General features: G+C 45.0%; 15 protein-coding genes. 8 read left to right on the top strand and 7 right to left on the bottom strand.

Annotated elements, in window-relative coordinates:
- Window positions 1–1,137, bottom strand: coding sequence for a fused PTS fructose transporter subunit IIA/HPr protein (gene fruB / locus GZK95_RS18705; RefSeq protein ID WP_075715119.1), 1,137 nt, complete (start codon window positions 1,135–1,137; stop codon window positions 1–3).
- Window positions 1,138–1,361: 224 nt separating this feature from the next.
- Here fruB and cra point away from each other — a divergent pair, with 224 nt between their 5' ends.
- A complete protein-coding gene (gene cra, locus GZK95_RS18700) occupies window positions 1,362–2,339 on the top strand; it encodes a catabolite repressor/activator (RefSeq protein WP_075715121.1) in 978 nt (325 codons plus the stop codon).
- 64 nt (window positions 2,340–2,403) lie between these two features.
- On the opposite strand, the gene GZK95_RS18695 is transcribed toward cra, so the two are convergent.
- The 4 genes from GZK95_RS18695 to GZK95_RS18680 all read right to left on the bottom strand — a co-directional run bounded on the left by GZK95_RS18695 (window position 2,404) and on the right by GZK95_RS18680 (window position 7,641).
- On the bottom strand, window positions 2,404–4,284 hold the full coding sequence (locus tag GZK95_RS18695; RefSeq protein WP_075710852.1) for a methyl-accepting chemotaxis protein: 1,881 nt from the start codon (window positions 4,282–4,284) through the stop codon (window positions 2,404–2,406).
- A gap of 322 nt (window positions 4,285–4,606) precedes the next feature.
- On the bottom strand, window positions 4,607–6,487 hold the full coding sequence (locus tag GZK95_RS18690; protein ID WP_075715123.1) for a methyl-accepting chemotaxis protein: 1,881 nt from the start codon (window positions 6,485–6,487) through the stop codon (window positions 4,607–4,609).
- Window positions 6,488–6,664: 177 nt separating this feature from the next.
- Window positions 6,665–7,183, bottom strand: a complete 519-nt coding sequence (locus GZK95_RS18685) for a hypothetical protein (RefSeq protein ID WP_075710848.1) — start codon at window positions 7,181–7,183, stop codon at window positions 6,665–6,667.
- A gap of 92 nt (window positions 7,184–7,275) precedes the next feature.
- Window positions 7,276–7,641 carry a YgiW/YdeI family stress tolerance OB fold protein gene (locus tag GZK95_RS18680; protein WP_075710846.1) on the bottom strand — a complete coding sequence of 122 codons (366 nt, stop codon included), beginning with the start codon at window positions 7,639–7,641 and terminating at the stop codon, window positions 7,276–7,278.
- 178 nt (window positions 7,642–7,819) lie between these two features.
- Between GZK95_RS18680 and GZK95_RS18675 the strand changes: the two genes are divergently transcribed.
- Genes GZK95_RS18675 through modC form a run of 4 tightly spaced genes read left to right on the top strand, consistent with a single transcriptional unit; the run spans window position 7,820 to window position 11,859 of the window.
- A complete protein-coding gene (locus GZK95_RS18675) occupies window positions 7,820–9,283 on the top strand; it encodes a cobyric acid synthase (RefSeq protein ID WP_075715127.1) in 1,464 nt (487 codons plus the stop codon).
- A 5-nt stretch (window positions 9,284–9,288) separates the two neighbouring features.
- On the top strand, window positions 9,289–10,053 hold the full coding sequence (modA, locus tag GZK95_RS18670) for a molybdate ABC transporter substrate-binding protein (protein ID WP_075715129.1): 765 nt from the start codon (window positions 9,289–9,291) through the stop codon (window positions 10,051–10,053).
- Between the two features lie 10 nt (window positions 10,054–10,063).
- Window positions 10,064–10,756: a molybdate ABC transporter permease subunit gene (gene modB, locus GZK95_RS18665; RefSeq protein ID WP_075715131.1), complete on the top strand. Its 693-nt coding sequence runs from the start codon at window positions 10,064–10,066 to the stop codon at window positions 10,754–10,756.
- Window positions 10,753–11,859 carry a molybdenum ABC transporter ATP-binding protein ModC gene (gene modC / locus GZK95_RS18660; RefSeq protein WP_075715133.1) on the top strand — a complete coding sequence of 369 codons (1,107 nt, stop codon included), beginning with the start codon at window positions 10,753–10,755 and terminating at the stop codon, window positions 11,857–11,859. The genes modB and modC overlap by 4 nt, the downstream gene beginning before the upstream one ends.
- A 63-nt stretch (window positions 11,860–11,922) precedes the next feature.
- On the opposite strand, the gene GZK95_RS18655 is transcribed toward modC, so the two are convergent.
- The gene (locus GZK95_RS18655) at window positions 11,923–12,360 is read right to left on the bottom strand and encodes a DUF3069 domain-containing protein (RefSeq protein ID WP_075710836.1); all 438 of its coding nucleotides are present in this window, start codon (window positions 12,358–12,360) and stop codon (window positions 11,923–11,925) included.
- A gap of 166 nt (window positions 12,361–12,526) precedes the next feature.
- Between GZK95_RS18655 and GZK95_RS18650 the strand changes: the two genes are divergently transcribed.
- Window positions 12,527–13,483, top strand: a complete 957-nt coding sequence (locus GZK95_RS18650) for a GGDEF domain-containing response regulator (RefSeq protein WP_075710834.1) — start codon at window positions 12,527–12,529, stop codon at window positions 13,481–13,483.
- A gap of 3 nt (window positions 13,484–13,486) precedes the next feature.
- Complete coding sequence (locus GZK95_RS18645; protein ID WP_075715135.1) at window positions 13,487–14,464, top strand: Solitary outer membrane autotransporter beta-barrel domain; 978 nt, start codon at window positions 13,487–13,489, stop codon at window positions 14,462–14,464.
- Between the two features lie 7 nt (window positions 14,465–14,471).
- Here the strand turns inward: GZK95_RS18645 and GZK95_RS18640 are convergent, their stop codons facing one another.
- Window positions 14,472–15,755 (bottom strand): GGDEF domain-containing protein, encoded by a 1,284-nt coding sequence (locus tag GZK95_RS18640; protein ID WP_075715137.1) that lies wholly within the window; start codon window positions 15,753–15,755, stop codon window positions 14,472–14,474.
- A 251-nt stretch (window positions 15,756–16,006) separates the two neighbouring features.
- On the opposite strand from GZK95_RS18640, the gene GZK95_RS18635 reads away from it, so the two are divergent.
- Window positions 16,007–16,369 (top strand): late competence development ComFB family protein, encoded by a 363-nt coding sequence (locus GZK95_RS18635; protein WP_075710828.1) that lies wholly within the window; start codon window positions 16,007–16,009, stop codon window positions 16,367–16,369.
- Window positions 16,370–16,377 lie beyond the last annotated feature (8 nt).

Genomic DNA, 16,377 nt, shown 5'->3' with positions numbered 1-16,377 from the left:
TTAAGCCTCACCTAAACCCGATTCGATCGCTTTACCGATTGCCGCTAGCGCTTCTTCTGCATCGCGACCATTCGCTGAAAACTCAAGTTGATGACCATGCTTTACACCCAGTCCAATCACTTTCATCAAGCTTTTTGCGTTTACAGATGGGCTTTCACTCTCTAGATTGCGCACAGAAATAGTACTTTCAAACTTCTTAGCGCAGGCGACGAGCATTGCACCAGGTCGAGCATGGAGACCGTGAGCGTTACGAATTTTAAATACAGCGGTGTTGCCGGATGATAATGGCTCTTCGAGTGGCTTCGGGCGATTCGAGAAGAGCTCAATGAGTTCAATGGCGGATTTATCGAGTAACGAATCAATTTTGTTTTGTGCGACTAATTCGGTAATGGTCTCTAGTTGTTGGCGATGAGCGCCGTTGCAGCCAGAGAACGCCAGCAGCGCATGAACTGATTGATCGTTATAGCTACAATGATTGGCGGTGCTCACAAACGCCATACCCGTTTTATTTACGCCTTTATTTGAGCTCACCAGCCATACGCCATCACCAAGGTGAGTCGGAGACTTAGCCACAATATCTGCGACAAACTCAGTGCCAACACTGCCTGAATTCTTCAGTAGGCCCGCCGCGACTGCCGCCATTTGAATCATATCGCTGGCAGGAAAATCGAGTTGGATATGGCTAGCATCAAAATCAATGTTGAACTGTGTTTCTCCATTGAGCAGTGCAATGATTTGGTCTGCGTTTTGTGCTTGCTTTAGTGCAAGCTCAACACCTTCGTCACCAAGCACTTTAGTGAGTTGCTTTAAGATGCCAAGGTGCTCATCACTTTTGGCGGCGATGCCAATAGCAAGATACACGGTATTGCCGTCGCCCCAATCAACCCCATGTGGGAAGTGTGCAATGGTGACACCGGTTTGCTTAACAAGGTTTCTGGTATCCGTTGTGCCGTGAGGAATAGCGATACCGTTACCAAGATAGGTAGAGTTTTGCGCCTCACGAGCTTGCATACCCGATAAATAGCTTTCCTCAACCAGTCCTTTGTTGGCTAGTTGCCCTGCGAGGAATTCAATAGCTGATTGCTTGTTTTCATGCACTTGATTGAGCGTGATATCTTGAGTTGAAAGCTTAAGCATAAGCGCCTCATAGTTGATTATTTTCAGCTGAAACGATTCAGCAGTCCGTTAAAAAAATTCAGCAAACGTGATTAACATCGGTCGAATTTGCGATTGCGGCGACAAATTACATGTTTGCTGAATCCTTTCAGCTTTAATGCTGTATCGATTCAGCTTATAATGCAAATAAGTTAGCGATCGGTTTTTATAAACTTTGATCTAATCCACATAAACTTGGATCTTCTATGACCTTAGACGAAATAGCCAAATTGGCGGGTGTCTCCAAAACGACGGCGAGCTATGTGATCAATGGCAAAGCTCAGCAGTACCGTATTAGCCAGAAAACACAGCAGAAAGTTATGGCTGTTGTTGAGTTGCATAACTATCGTCCAGATGTTGCAGCGAGTTCACTGCGCGTGGGCAGTAGTCGGTCTTTTGGTCTTATTATTCCTGATCTTGAAAACACCAGTTATGCACGCTTGGCAAAATTGCTGGAGCAGAATTCGCGCAAAGCGGGCTACCAAATATTAATTGCATGTTCTGATGATGAGCCAGAAACCGAACGTGCTGTCGTCGAAGCTTTGGTGAGTCGTAAAGTCGACGCGCTATTTGTTGCCAGTTGTATCCCAAACGCGAATGAGTTCTACCTGAAACTACAGCAAAGAGGGATTCCCATTGTCGCTATAGACCGACCATTAGATGATGAACATTTTAGCTGTGTCTTGAGCGAAGACTTTGATGGCGCTTATGAGCTAGCAGAGTCGATTGTGAGTGATGAAGTCTCGACTATCGGTATTATTGGCGCACTGCCTGAGCTGACGATATCCCATGTGCGCGAGCAGGGCATCCGAGCCGTGGCTGCTGAGAAGAATCTCGATGTGATGGTGGGTTATGGAAGTCACTTTAATCGTGACGAAGGCAAACGGATTTTTAGTCAATGGCTTGAGCAAGACACTTTGCCTCAAGCTATCGTTACCACATCGTACACCTTACTTGAAGGGGTGCTTGATGAGTTACTGATACATCCCAACATAGCGGCAAAAATAAAGTTGGCGACCTTTGGAGACAATAGGCTGTTGGACTTTCTGCCGTTTAAAGTGAACTCGTTGCCTCAGCAGTTTGAAATCATTGCAGATAGTGCACTGGCATTAGCATTAAACGCTGCAGCAAAACGCTATGAGGCCGGGGTTGAACTGGTTCCAAGGCAATTGGTGACGCGTTGATTTTTCTCCACTAAAAAGCCCCGCGATAATAGCGGGGCTTTGTTTTTGTGGGCTCAAATATTAATTAGTATTTGAATAGATTGACTTGTTGATCCAAATGCACAGCGATTTGGCGTAAATCTTCTGACAGTGAACGAGAGCTATGCGCTTCTTGACTTAAGTGAGTAGAGATATCGCTAACTTGTTGAATATTTTTGCTCACTTCTTCTGTCACGGTACGCTGCTCAGACGAGGCATTAGAGATATGTGACGCCATTTCAGAAATTTGCTGGATTGAAATGGTGATCTTCTCTAGTGCTTCAGTTGCGTCGTTGGCATCTTCAACACTTGATGCTGCTAGGTCGCGGCTACGAGTCATCGACTCAACGGCTTCCAAGCTGTTTCTCTGCAGGCTCTCAATCATTTCACGAATTTCAACCGTAGAGCTGTGCGTACGTTGTGAAAGGACACGAACTTCATCAGCAACAACCGCAAAGCCACGGCCTTGGTCGCCTGCACGAGCAGCTTCAATTGCCGCGTTAAGGGCGAGTAGGTTAGTTTGCTCAGCGATATCGCTAATCGTTGACGTGATGGTATTGATGTCTTGAGCGTTACGTTCTAGTTGACCGATCACTTTTGCTGCGTTTTCTAGCTGTGAAGCCAATGTGGTGATCGAATCTTGGTTACGGCGGATGACACGTTTACCTTGATCACAATGGTCTGTTGAACTGAATGCAGAATCTGCGGTTTGCTTAGCGTTACTTGCCACTTCTTCTGCTGCTGCAGACATTTCGTGAACTGCCGTCGCAATTTGTGACACTTCGTTTAACTGCGTTGCCAGAGAATCACTCAGTTCAATTGCCAACTTGGTGCTCACCTCAGACTGATTGCCAAGATTGTTTGAAGAGTTGGAGATATCTTGAACAATTTCTTGCAGTTTCGCGATGAAGGCGTTGACTTGGCTAGCTAGGATACCGATCTCATCCTTTGTGTTTACCTCAATGCGCTTAGTGAGGTCACCGTTACCTTCTGCTAAGTCTTTCATTGAGTCACTAAGGTTGTTTAAAGGCGCTAGCGCGCGTTTAACGATCACAAACGCAATAACACCAATAAGCAATACTTGCGCTAGACCCATCATAATGGATTGTCCAAGTAACTCTTCTTGTGATTTAAATGCATGAGCTTTGTCGATAACAATAGTGTAGTACCAGTCAGTGTTAGGTACGGCCATCGAGGTAATTAATACATCGGTGTTAGAAATGTTTGTTTCAACCAGTTCCTGACTTTGTGCCAGTTTGGTAATTTGTGCCGCTGTCAAATCTGGCGAGATATTTTCAATCTCTTTTAGAGTAAGTTGCTTGTCTTTGTGAGCAACGATTTTACCTTTGCTGTTGGTAATAAACGCTTCTACACCCTCAACTTTAAGATCCACGACATCTTTAACTAGGTTGTCAATTTCGACGTCAGCACCGAGCACACCACCAATATTTCCCTCTTTAAATGGAAGAGCGATGGTCATAATTAAGCGATTAGATTGAACATCGAAATAAGGTTCTGTGATGTTAACGCCGTTCACACGCATGGTGTCTTTATACCAGTCGCGTTCACGAGGGTCGTAACCCTCAGGTGTTCCAAGGTCGATGCCAAGAATAAACTGTGCGTCGTTTAGTCCAGCATAAGCGACTCGGAAGTCTCCTGCTTTAGAGGCGGTCGCTAAATATGCTTTAGCTTGGTCAGGTTCAATAAAAGCGTCAGAAGTGGAACGAACAACATTGATTTTCGCTTTTATCCATTGATCCATGCTATTAACGCTGCCGTTAAGCAGGGTGGTAGCATATTGATTAATAGAGCGGGTCGTTTCAGCAAATATTTGCGAACCGGTTATATAAGTTTGTGCGGTTGTCATAACGAGAATGGCGAGCACAAACGCAATGGTAAGTTTATTTTTTATTGATAGCGCGGACATATGTATTTTCCAATACGAGACAGGGAATCGAATCGAGAATACCAGAGCGCAGAAATACAAATGTAGGTGATAATTTTATATGTATGATCTTAATCTCACTATTCATTTACATTTATTTTTTACAGTGTGTAAACCATTTTAAGTTTACATGTGACCATTTTAATCGTTCAGCTTTATAAAATTAAACAAAATTATATTGCTCGTTAACCTAGATGTAATATGTATGCAAAGTTAATGAGAAAGCGGCGTGCAGAAACGTGATATTGTTTACTTAATCAATAAAAAAAGCCTCTGTAAACAGAGGCTTTAAAGTGTAAAGATTTTAGTACTTAAACAAATTTACTTGTTGATTGAGCTTCATCGCAATTTGTCGTAAATCCTGAGACAAAGAGCGGGAGTTTTGCGCTTCTCCAGAAAGTAATGAAGAAATATCATTGGCTTGTTGGATATTTTTACTCACTTCTTCTGTGACAGTTCTCTGTTCAGAGGCCGCTGCGGAAATCTGCGAAGCCATTTCAGAAATCTCCTGAATTGAGTGAGTAATCTTGTCTAACGCTTCAGTTGCGCTATTCGCATCTTCAACGCTTGAGCCTGCAAGATCACGACTCTGTGTCATTGAACTTACCGCTTCCAGACTGTTCTTTTGCAAGCTTTCGATCATTTGGCGTATTTCAAGTGTTGAGCTGTGAGTACGTTGCGAAAGAACACGCACCTCATCAGCCACGACGGCAAAACCACGCCCTTGTTCGCCAGCTCGCGCCGCTTCGATTGCTGCATTGAGTGCGAGTAGGTTGGTCTGTTCCGCGATGTCACTGATGGTGGAGATGATTGTATTAATGTCTTGAGCATTGCGCTCCAGTTGAGTGACCACCGACGCTGCGTTTTCTAACTGACTTGCCAAAGTCGTGATTGAGTTTTGGTTACGCTGAATGACGCGTTTACCTTCTTCGCAGTTTTCTGTTGAGCTCAAAGCGGAGTTGGCGGTCATTTGTGCGTTACTTGCGACTTCTTCAGCGGTGGCTGACATTTCATGCACAGCAGTGGCAATTTGCGATATTTCGTTGAGCTGGGCGGACAGTGAGTCACTGATCTCTGACGCAAGTTTAGTGCTCACCTCTGAACGACTATCTAACTCTCGTGATGAGTCAGAAATATCGTGGACGATTTCTTGCAACTTGCTTATAAAACCATTGACCTCTTTTGCCAATGCGCCGATTTCATCATTAGCTTGTACCTCGATACGCTTAGTTAAATCTCCGTTGCCTTGAGCAAGATCGTGCATCGAGTCAGTAAGATTATTGATTGGCGCGAGTGTCTTTTTAACGATCACAAATGCGATAAAGGCAATGATCAGCACTTGCCCAGCCCCCATCAAAATCGATTGACCAATCATTGCCTGATGAGACGCAAACGCATGCTCTTTATCGATAACAATGGTGTAAAACCAGTCAGTATTTGCGATGGCTTTTGAGGTGATCAGTACCTCGGCATCCGAGATAACCGCATCAACAAGTTGTGTAGATTGAGCAAGCTTGCTGATGACGTCGGCATTTAGATCAGGAGAAATACTCGCGAGCTCATCAAGTGCAAGTGATTGGTTTTGATGTGCGACGATCATGCCTTTACTATTGGAGATAAAGGCAGTGACGCCTTGGTCATCCAGTTGAACGGCACTGTTCACAAGGGCGCCAATTTCGACATCCGCGCCGATCACACCCTTAACTTCGCCTGAGGAAAACGCTTCTGCTATGGTGACAACCAATTTGTTTGACGACGCGTCAAGGTAGGGCTCGGTGACATTAACTGCTCCGCTGTTGATAGTATCGCTATACCAACCGCGGGTGCGTGGATCGAAACCTTCTGGCAGGTCTAGGTTAACGCCCATAATAAACTGACCGTCTGATAGTCCGGCATAAACGATGCGTAAATTACCCGATTTGGTTGCTTGAGCGAGGTAAGACTGAGGTTCCCCTTGATGAGTAAATGCATCTGTTGCTGAGCGAATTACATTGACTTTGGAATTAATCCATTGCTCCATGATATCCACTCGACCGTCGAGTAGCGTGTTACCGTATTGGGTGATTGAACGTTGTGTTTCGGTTTGAATCTTACTGCCAGTTAGGTATGTTTGAACGGTGGTCATAACTAAAATGGCAATGACAAAGGCTAAGATTAGTTTTGTTTTAATTGATAGCACTGACATATACATCCTTCCATTACATCACATAAGTGCATAATCAGAATAACAGACGGTTTGCATATATTGTGCATTAAACGAGTTGGTAAAGTGACTTTGATCACGCTAATTGCAGTGCTAATGTTGTGTTCTTGTAAACTGAAGACGCGTTTTAGTACTGCAATTAGCTTAGAAGTCCGGCTCTTAGAACTGGAAACGGACTGACATTGCCATCTGCGGTCCATAAATACCCGAGTTACGAGTTTCCGCAGAAAGAGAGAGTTGCTGTGTAGAGTGGAAGCGAATGCCCGCGTGGAACACTGAACTTTCATCTAGGCGACCAACGCGAGTCGTTGCTTCAAACTGATCAGTTAGCCACATTCTCAAACCGATATTAAACTCTGCGACTGTCTCGCGATCACGGTTTTCTGAATCTGGGTAGCTAATGCTATGAATTAACGCTTGGCCAAAAACATCAGCGAACTGGTTAATTGGACCATTAAAACCTAAACCACCAGCAAGGTCTGCATCACCTTCAAATTGACTGTCGACACGAGCGATAGCATGCACGTTTTCAAGCAGCATCGCATTGAACTCAACACCAGAAAAGCGCGGGTCCATGGCGGTACGAAACTCTAAAAAGTTGTAGTTAAAATTGTTAGCTAGGGCCGCTGGTGCAAGTAATGTACTCGCTAAAGCCGCTAATAGGACAGGTTTCTTCAAGTTGAATCTCCAACGATCAGCTTCAAATACGCGAAAAAGGCCTGCGTTGGCAGGCCTAACTTTCGAATATTTTAACCTTAAATGTTAGCGATTTATAGCACTTGAACGCGGTCTACTTCAATCTCAGGCGTGTTACCCCCCTCAAACTCGCCAAAAAGACGTACTTGGGTGGTCGCATCAAGTGGTTGTGCTAGATTGATGTCGTCATCCAGTTCAACTTGTACTTCTGCTTGACCATCACTGAAAATGAATTTTTCGTGGTTGATTTGACGTACCAGCTTACCTTCCACAACGACTTTTTGTTCAGTGAACATTGAACTATCGGCAAGAAGTTGAGTGAGGTTTGTTAGTTCAACCGGACCTTTGTATTGAACAGGGTTATGTTTTTGGTGGTCTCCGCCTGCAAGTGCAACGGTAGGAGCTAGGATAAGAGCAGCAATAGCGATGATTTTTTTCATGTTGTTTCCTTAGTAATATGTTTGGGCACTACGCCCTTGCTTGATGGTGCTATTAAACAACAGTGAATGTGAACCAATGCTGATTGGTGGATTCATTTTCCATTCATGTTTTTGTTAGTAATGGCTTGGGAAAGTCGATATGATTCTTTCAACTTAATCAAATAGATAGCTGGTTAAAATGCAATCACCTCTAAAAGCACTAATGGTTCAAGGCACGACCTCGGATGCAGGGAAAAGCGTCTTAGTGGCGGGCTTATGTCGAGTACTGGCGAGAAAAGGCGTTAAAGTAGCGCCGTTTAAGCCGCAAAATATGGCGCTTAACAGTGCGGTTACCAAAGATGGAGGTGAAATTGGCCGAGCTCAAGCGGTACAAGCAGCAGCTTGTCATATTGAGCCGAGCGTTCACATGAATCCGGTATTATTAAAACCTAATTCAGATACTGGCGCGCAAGTCATCCTGCAAGGTAAAGCGCTGACGAATATGGAAGCAACTGGCTATCACGACTATAAACTTGTCGCTATAAATACGGTGATGGACTCCTTCTCTCGATTACAGGCTGACTATGAAGCCGTCATGATTGAAGGGGCAGGTAGCCCAGCAGAGATTAACCTCAGAGCGAACGATATTGCGAACATGGGATTTGCTGAAAAAGCGGATGTTCCGGTGATTATCGTCGCTGATATTGACAGGGGGGGGGTGTTTGCCCATCTGTATGGCACGTTAGAGTTATTATCGAAAAGTGAACAAGACCGCGTGATTGGTTTTGTGATTAACCGTTTTCGAGGTGATATTGCGTTGCTGCAATCGGGGTTAGACTGGTTAGAAGAGAAGACCGGCAAACCTGTGATTGGCGTACTGCCATATTTACATGGTTTTGATCTTGAAGCAGAAGATGCGATTGATAGCCAACAGCAACTTGCTGGCACAGCTAAGCTCGTGGTTAAGGTGCCGGTATTCACCCGAATCAGTAACCATACCGACTTTGATGCCCTACGACAGAACCCAGATATTGATTTGCAATATGTCGGCAAAGGTCAGTCTCTCTCGGGGGCTGATGTGATTATTCTGCCTGGTTCAAAGTCGACATGCGCTGATCTTGTCTACTTACGAAGCCAAGGGTGGGACAAAGAGATTGCTCGACACCTACGCTTTGGTGGTAAGGTTATCGGGATTTGTGGCGGTTTTCAGATGTTGGGACGCAGTGTTGCCGACCCCCTTGGCATCGAAGGTGCGCCAGGTGTGACTGAGGGGCTTGGCTATTTAGATCTCGCGACGACAATGACAGAAAACAAAAAGCTGACGCGTGTGACGGGGACACTGGGCCTACTCGGTCAGAATGCTTGCGTATCAGGGTATGAAATTCATGCCGGCGTGAGCGATATTAACGAAGTTCAACCGATCACGCTTTCAGATGGTACACTTGATGGTGCGGTAAGTGCGTGTGGTCAGATTTTTGCCACCTATTTGCACGGGGTGTTTGATGACCCACAGGCCTTCTCACTACTTTGTGAGTGGATGGGTTGTAGCAATGTCTCTGTAGTGGATCATCATGCCAATCAAGAGCGAGCGATCAATCGTATTGCTGACGCAATTGAAGAACATTTAAACTTAGAGCGACTTTGGCCGGGATTAGGCAAGTAGAACCCATGTTAAGAACAATTAAAGACTCACTGTTGGCATTTGTGCTAACGGTTTTCGCCTCTTTACCTCAAGGGGCGCTTGCAAGCGAAAATAGTATCCGAGTTTACGCGGCGTCATCATTGACCAATGTGCTAAACGAGTTGATAAGCGACTACCAAAGTAAGCATAAGATTAAAATCGTCCCAATTTATGGCGGCTCGTCTTCCCTCGCTCGTCAAATCGAACAAGGCGCGCCAGCAGATTTGTTTATCTCTGCTAATGAGCGTTGGGTTGAGCATCTTGCCCAAAAGGGGATCGCCAATCCGCAGTTCATTCACGATTTTACTCACAACCAATTAGTGGTGGTTTCCGCCTCTAGCCGTGCGGTGCAGCTCGATGTCGCCCAAGTTAACTCTTGGATGGCAGCTCTTAATGGCGGCCGTTTGGCGGTTGGTCAACCTAACGCGGTGCCGGCAGGTATATACGCACAGCAATCTCTGGAATCATTGGGGGTATGGAGTGGTCTCAGCCAGCACCTTGCGCCAACAAACAACGTCCGTATTGCGTTGACACTGGTTGAACGTGAAGAAGCGCCGCTTGGCATTGTTTATCAATCTGATGCTTTGATTTCTAACAAAGTTCGTGTTGTTCATACGTTCGCTGACAAGACTCACGATCCGATACGTTATCCGTTGGTGGAGCTTACCCAATCGAGCGATGTTGCGGCATTTGCCGAGTATTTAGTGAGTGATCAAGCCAAGCGTGTGCTGACCCGCTTTGGTTTTAATTAGAGGGTTAGATTTGCTGTCAGAATACGAATACCAAGCCTTATTCTTAAGTCTGAAAGTCTCTTTGTACGCTGTTGCATGGTTAATTCCAATTGGTGTTGGTCTTGCGTGGTTACTAGCAAAGAAGCAGTTTGTAGGCAAGTCGATTCTCGATAGTGTGATACACCTGCCGTTAGTATTGCCGCCAGTTGTCATTGGTTATCTCCTTCTCGTTACCATGGGGCGACAGGGGATCATTGGGCAATGGTTGTATCAAGCGTTTGGTCTTACATTCTCGTTTAACTGGAAAGGGGCGGTGTTGGCAAGCGTGGTTGTGGCACTTCCTTTGATGGTAAGAGCGGTAAGGCTTAGTTTTGAAGGTGTTGATGCCAAGTTAGAGCAGGCGGCATCGACACTCGGCGCATCACCGTTGAAAGTATTTTTTACCATTACTTTACCCTTAACCTTGCCGGGCATTATCACCGGTACTATGCTGGCATTTGCCCGTAGTTTGGGCGAGTTCGGTGCGACAATTAGCTTTGTATCCAACATCCCCGGTGAAACACAAACCATTCCACTCGCCATGTATACCTTTATCGAAACTCCCGGTTCTGAACTTGAAGCGATGCGATTATGTGCAATTTCCATCGCGATTGCGCTGGGCTCACTGCTTGTTTCTGAGTGGTTGGCGAGACAATGTGCCAAAAGGTTGGGGGCAAAGCGATGAGTAAGCTAGCGATTGAGTTTACCCAAACGTTGGGTGATGCACATTTTGATATTAACGTTGAACTGCCCGCGCAAGGCATTACGGCTATTTTTGGTCGCTCAGGTGCAGGCAAAACATCGCTGATCAATGTTGTTGCAGGGCTGACCCAGCCGAAAACGGGTCATATTGAAGTAAACCAAAGGGTGCTGTTTAGCCACCAACAAGGGATCAATATCCCAACCCCAGAGCGTAAAGTTGGGTATGTGTTTCAAGAGTCACGTTTGTTTCCCCACTATCGCGTGAAGGGAAATCTACTCTATGGTGTGAAGCGTGTAGACCATGACTACTTTGAGCAAATTATTGATTTACTTGAATTGAGAGCATTGCTACGCCGTTATCCTGTTGAACTCTCCGGCGGGGAAAAACAGCGCGTCGCAATTGGCAGGGCGCTACTATCGAAACCCGATATTTTGCTAATGGATGAACCACTCGCTTCACTGGATTTGCCACGTAAGCGAGAAGTTTTACCGTTTCTTGAGCATCTTGCCAACAACGTCAATATTCCGATTTTGTACGTGACGCATAGCTTAAATGAAATTATCCGCCTTGCGGATCATGTAGTGGTGATTGATAAAGGTCGGGCAGTAACAACGGGGCCGATCGAGCAGGTGTGGGCTTCTAAAGCAATGCGTCCATGGCAATCTTTTGCAGAGCAAAGTACGCTGTTTGAAGCAAAGCTCGTTGAACAAATTGAAGAGTATGCGCTGTCTGGTCTTGAACTTGCGCCTAACGTCATGCTTTGGGTGCAAAAAGTTGAAGCGGATATAAATAGCCGTGTACGGCTACAAGTTCGCGCTAATGATGTCTCGATTAACTTAGATAAACCTGAACGAAGTTCTATTCGTAACGTCCTTCATGCTGAGATCTCCGATATTGAAACGCACCGTTTTGGTGACCATAGACAGAGTGTTTCAGTGAAGTTAAAGCTCGCAGAAGGGTGTGATTTGTGGGCGACAATTACAACTTGGGCAAAAGAAGAGCTGGCGCTTGAGGTGGGGATGACAGTCTATGCCCAAATCAAGGGTGTGAGTGTGACGCAACGTGATATTGCGATATCGCATTAAGCTACGCGTTTCTATGCACAAAAAGCCGCTAGTTTTGCTAGCGGCTTTTTACTTGTAGCGATATTACTTAGCGAACACGTCGGTAAAATCGCGTTTTAGAATTGGATCACGGCGTGCTTTTTTGATCTGCTTAACCATGTCTTTCACACAGTTGTGAAGAACTTGGTCTAGTAGTGAAGCGCGGTAATCATCTTTCTGCTCATCAGTCATATCTTGTGGCAGGTTCAGTGTTGGGAACTCTTCCATCACATTTAGACCAGCGAATGCCTGGCTAACTGAAACAAGTGCGTGAAACTGTTCAAAGTTATCTAAAATGTTTTGTGCACTTTTTGGTAACTCATTCCATGATTCGCGAACTGCTTCTTCAGACACTTCATGGATAGATACAACCATCTCGTACATCGCTTCAGGAACACCGTCAAACTCAATAACTTGGCGAAGTTCAGCCGAAACATTAGACAAATCGATGGTTTTTTTCTCAGATGGAGTCACGTCAGACATAGTCTTTTCTCTTTACGTTGTATATGCCGCGTAATGCTAGTTTTTCTACAATAAATGTCAACCTTAGTGGAGGATTTGAGACGTCTAAAGTATGCTTAAGTTTAACTAACTGATTTAGTTCCCAGTTTATGGAAGGATGTCTCAATTGGAAATAACAGGGTCAACAATGAAAATACTGCTGGTGGATGACGTTCAAATGGAACGTATGCAACTTGCAATCAGGTTGAAGCAACTCGGACATGTAGTTGAGATGGCGGAATCCGGAAGGCAAGCATTAGAACTCTACCCTCAGTTTGAGCCAGACTTGGTGTTGCTTGACATTACCATGCCAGAAATGGATGGTTTTGAAGTCGCGTGCAAAATTCGAGAACACTACCCAGAATGGATTCCGATCATCTTTCTTAGCTCTCACGATGCGCCTGAGATTATCGCTAACGCAATCGAATCGGGAGGAGACGACTATCTTGTTAAGCCTGTTGATAAATTGGTGTTGCGAGCCAAGCTTACTGCCATGCAGCGCATCGCGTTTATGCGGAATCAATTGAACAAAAAAACCTTGGCATTGGCTCGTGTGAATCAAGAGTTAGAAAGGCTCGCCAGTGAAGATGGCTTGACGAAAGTGCGCAATCGTCGTGATGTCGATAAGAAGCTTAGTGAAATGATCTCTGTTCATGGCCGTCATTCTGTTGCCTTGGCCGTGATTCTGCTCGATGTTGATTTCTTCAAGCCATATAATGACAACTATGGTCATATCCAAGGTGATCAGTGTTTAATCCAGATTGCGGCGACCCTGAAAGAGCAGTTCTCTCGTAACGGTGAAGTGGTAGGGCGCTATGGCGGTGAAGAGTTTGTGATTTTGCTTGGGCACAGTGATGTGTATCAAGCTGAGCTACAAGCAGAGCGGATAAAATCGGCATTAGAAAAACAAGCGATTACGCATGAGTTCAGTCAAGTTTCGCAGTGTGTTACGGTGTCACAAGGTTTGGTGAGTATTCAACCTAACGGCAGAGAGACGCCAGATCAACTGTACCACATGGCGGACAAAGCGCTTTATCAAGCGAAACGACAGGGCAGAAACCGCTATGTGGTATATGACCCTTCGATGGAATTACAAGAAAATTAATTAATGTCTAAGTTTGCTCTTTTATTACCGTTGTGTATTGCGGTAACGCTGCCTGTTGAAGCTAGAAGCTTCAACGCAGCAAAAACTTATGTTGAGCAAGCTTTTTCCGCTGGCATTGTTATGTCTGACAGCGAAGCCTTAACGCTTGGGGTGAAAAGTTTCGATCCCAATAAGTTGCTCAATATTAATAACGATCAAATCGGATCCGACCAGTCACTCGAGTATCGACGTGATCTTGTTGGGCTCTCCCTTCCGTATACACTCGATTTAGCAGATTATGGGCTAAGTCAAAACTCACAGTTGTTTCTTCGACTATCCGGGTTAAGCTCGGGGCAAAGCGTAGAGTATACGCCGGATCTTGAACCTGACTACCAACGTGAAACGATCATTGGTGGTTATGCAGCTTACCGTTATCAGTATCAATTAAGCGATGATTGGCAATTGATCCCCGGGATAGGGGTTCATTTGCAGTACTTCCATAATGATCACGACTATAGAACGCGTGCAAGCGAGCTGGTGATAAAAACACTCCTCGATGATGTCTTGTTTAACACCAGTGCATGGGCGCTATCGTATGAACCACACATTAAGTTAAAGTACGATACAGACACTGCATGGGGCAGTTGGAACGCATTTAGCTCCGCGCACTATTTTCAAGGGGTTGCTTGGGGGGAGGCAAACGAAGGTGATTTAGCCGGTCCTAAGGGATGGTATATATCCAACGGAATTGAGGCTTTCTATACGGTAAGTCACTGGGGTAACAGCGTTCAATCGTTGTTTTCAAGTATTAAACGGGTTGATATCGGTGGAGGAGCGAGTGGGCCACTGACGACAAACCACTACTATGAAGCGTCTTTGGGATGGTTGATGACACCACCGTTTGATTCTGAATGGATAGAGAACATTGGTATTGGTCTGAACTTGAACTACGGAAGTGCGTTAAAAGGTGGGAGTATTGTTGTTTACTTTAATCAGCAGTAGTCGCATCTTACTCAATATACTTCGCGCAGTTTCCTTTGAAGTCTTTGGTTAACTCGCGAGCAGCCACGGTACAGTTACGTCCATTGCCTTTTGCTTCGTATAGAGCTTGGTCTGCCGACTTAATGATCTTCTGCGTGTTCTTCTCATCGTAACTGTCGGCCAAACCGATACTGATGGTCAGTGAGACCGTGTTTTTCTCTTTTGCCTTACCGCGTTTTTTGCTGCCTTTACGGTTACTTCTTGGGCGTTCAGTGACATCGCGAATCGTTAGTTCATAGTCGGCAATATCGCGGCGCAACTCTTCTAAATGCTCAAATGCGTCTTCTGCTAATTTACCCTTAAATAGGACAGTGAACTCTTCACCTCCGTAGCGGTAAACTCTCGCCCCGCCACGTACACGTCGTAATTTACTCGCAACAAGCTTAAGAACATCATCCCCTGTGTCGTGACCATAGGTATCGTTAAATGACTTAAAGTGATCGATGTCGAGCATCGCAATTGAGTATTTACGGCCAAGGTGCTTAAGATCAGACTCAAGCGCAAGTCGCCCTGGAATACCAGTTAATCGGTCTGTAAACGCAAGTTCATAGCTAGCTGAGAGCAGATAAATTAGCAACAACAAGCCAGCAAGGCTGAAAAGGGCGCTTGATACATAGTTAATATGAAAGAAAACAAACGTTGCTGACCCAAGCAAAATAGAAGAGTAGACCGCCGCATCAACAATTCGGTTGTAACGTAGCACCAATATGGCGCAGGAGAGCACAATCGCGGTTAGATATAACACTATCACCATTGGCAAACGTGAAATCTGCTTTTCCACATGCAGTAGAGGGTAATTCGCCAAGTCAAAACCAGACTCTGCGGCATACCGTAAGGCAAGTTGACTCCAAAGTACGAACAACACTAATAAGAAAAGATAGCCGAAAAAGCTGCGACTTCTGATGGTGTTATCTTTAAACAAATAAATCGCTAAGCAAGCACCCGGTAAGGCGAAGGCGAGCAATGAGAGTTCAAGTAAGGTGGTGCCGGTTGAAAGAGAGGCTTGTAGGTAATTTTGAATCACCCAATAGCTGAGCAACATGGCGCAGGCGATCATCGCACAGCGACTTTGTTTAAACACATGGCCCAAAATCACGCATGCTGCAAATAATACGTAGGGTAAGGTTAAGCTAATACTTTGGTTAGCTAGAATGACAGAATTAACATTGTCTTGGCCAAACGCTACCAAAAGCATCAATCCGAGAGGAAATATAAATCGAAACCAACTAGCTGTTACGATTGAGAATGACATGGAATTGATGGACCCTTGGTATCAAGTAATACTACTGAAGCGTCAAGGATAACGGTATTAAATGATTTTCCAAGTGTTTTTAGTTACTAATTCGCTCAAAATTGTGGATTCGCGTGAACATTTCGCAAAGTTTTGTTTCGAATCAGAGATGCTTCAACTAAATTTGGTAACGATAGTGTGGATTTCATCCGGTCGAAAAGTCTCGCTAGCAATAAGTTAAAATCAGTATGTTATAGAAGGAGCATATCAGCATGCAGATAAGTGAAGATGTACACAACTATATGGAAAACTTAGTTGGGCAAGTGTTGGGGAAGCCGGAATACACAGAGGTGTTTGACCACGATCAGCTTGCGGATCTCGCTTGCTTGGCATTGATTCAGTTGCGTCCAGTTTACATACGTCATGATATTGATTTTCTCTCTACTTTATCTGAAGAGCGCCTTCTGACACTTAAGCAATATGCCGAAACGGCCGTGGCCTCTGCAAAAGGGATGATACTTGACGATCGCAGAAGCAATAGAACAGATGAGTTTCCGGTTGTCTTTACTAAGCCTCGCTTTGATGAGGATGCTGAGTTAGAGTGGTTCGAAAAGCCAATACTAAAAAAACGTTAAGGAGCTAA

The organism is Vibrio panuliri (assembly GCF_009938205.1).
Classification (GTDB): domain Bacteria; phylum Pseudomonadota; class Gammaproteobacteria; order Enterobacterales; family Vibrionaceae; genus Vibrio; species Vibrio panuliri.
This window is presented reverse-complemented; position numbering and strand designations above follow the sequence as displayed.

Excerpts from the sequence above, each read along its gene's own strand:
- GZK95_RS18675 (WP_075715127.1), top strand. The coding sequence starts at position 7,820 with ATGCAATCACCTCTAAAAGCACTAATGGTTCAAGGCACGACCTCGGAT.
- modA (WP_075715129.1), top strand. The coding sequence starts at position 9,289 with ATGTTAAGAACAATTAAAGACTCACTGTTGGCATTTGTGCTAACGGTT.
- fruB (WP_075715119.1), bottom strand. The coding sequence starts at position 1,137 with ATGCTTAAGCTTTCAACTCAAGATATCACGCTCAATCAAGTGCATGAA.
- GZK95_RS18635 (WP_075710828.1), top strand. The coding sequence starts at position 16,007 with ATGCAGATAAGTGAAGATGTACACAACTATATGGAAAACTTAGTTGGG.
- GZK95_RS18655 (WP_075710836.1), bottom strand. The coding sequence starts at position 12,360 with ATGTCTGACGTGACTCCATCTGAGAAAAAAACCATCGATTTGTCTAAT.
- GZK95_RS18650 (WP_075710834.1), top strand. The coding sequence starts at position 12,527 with ATGAAAATACTGCTGGTGGATGACGTTCAAATGGAACGTATGCAACTT.
- GZK95_RS18680 (WP_075710846.1), bottom strand. The coding sequence starts at position 7,641 with ATGAAAAAAATCATCGCTATTGCTGCTCTTATCCTAGCTCCTACCGTT.
- GZK95_RS18645 (WP_075715135.1), top strand. The coding sequence starts at position 13,487 with ATGTCTAAGTTTGCTCTTTTATTACCGTTGTGTATTGCGGTAACGCTG.
- GZK95_RS18695 (WP_075710852.1), bottom strand. The coding sequence starts at position 4,284 with ATGTCCGCGCTATCAATAAAAAATAAACTTACCATTGCGTTTGTGCTC.
- modC (WP_075715133.1), top strand. The coding sequence starts at position 10,753 with ATGAGTAAGCTAGCGATTGAGTTTACCCAAACGTTGGGTGATGCACAT.
- GZK95_RS18690 (WP_075715123.1), bottom strand. The coding sequence starts at position 6,487 with ATGTCAGTGCTATCAATTAAAACAAAACTAATCTTAGCCTTTGTCATT.
- cra (WP_075715121.1), top strand. The coding sequence starts at position 1,362 with ATGACCTTAGACGAAATAGCCAAATTGGCGGGTGTCTCCAAAACGACG.
- GZK95_RS18640 (WP_075715137.1), bottom strand. The coding sequence starts at position 15,755 with ATGTCATTCTCAATCGTAACAGCTAGTTGGTTTCGATTTATATTTCCT.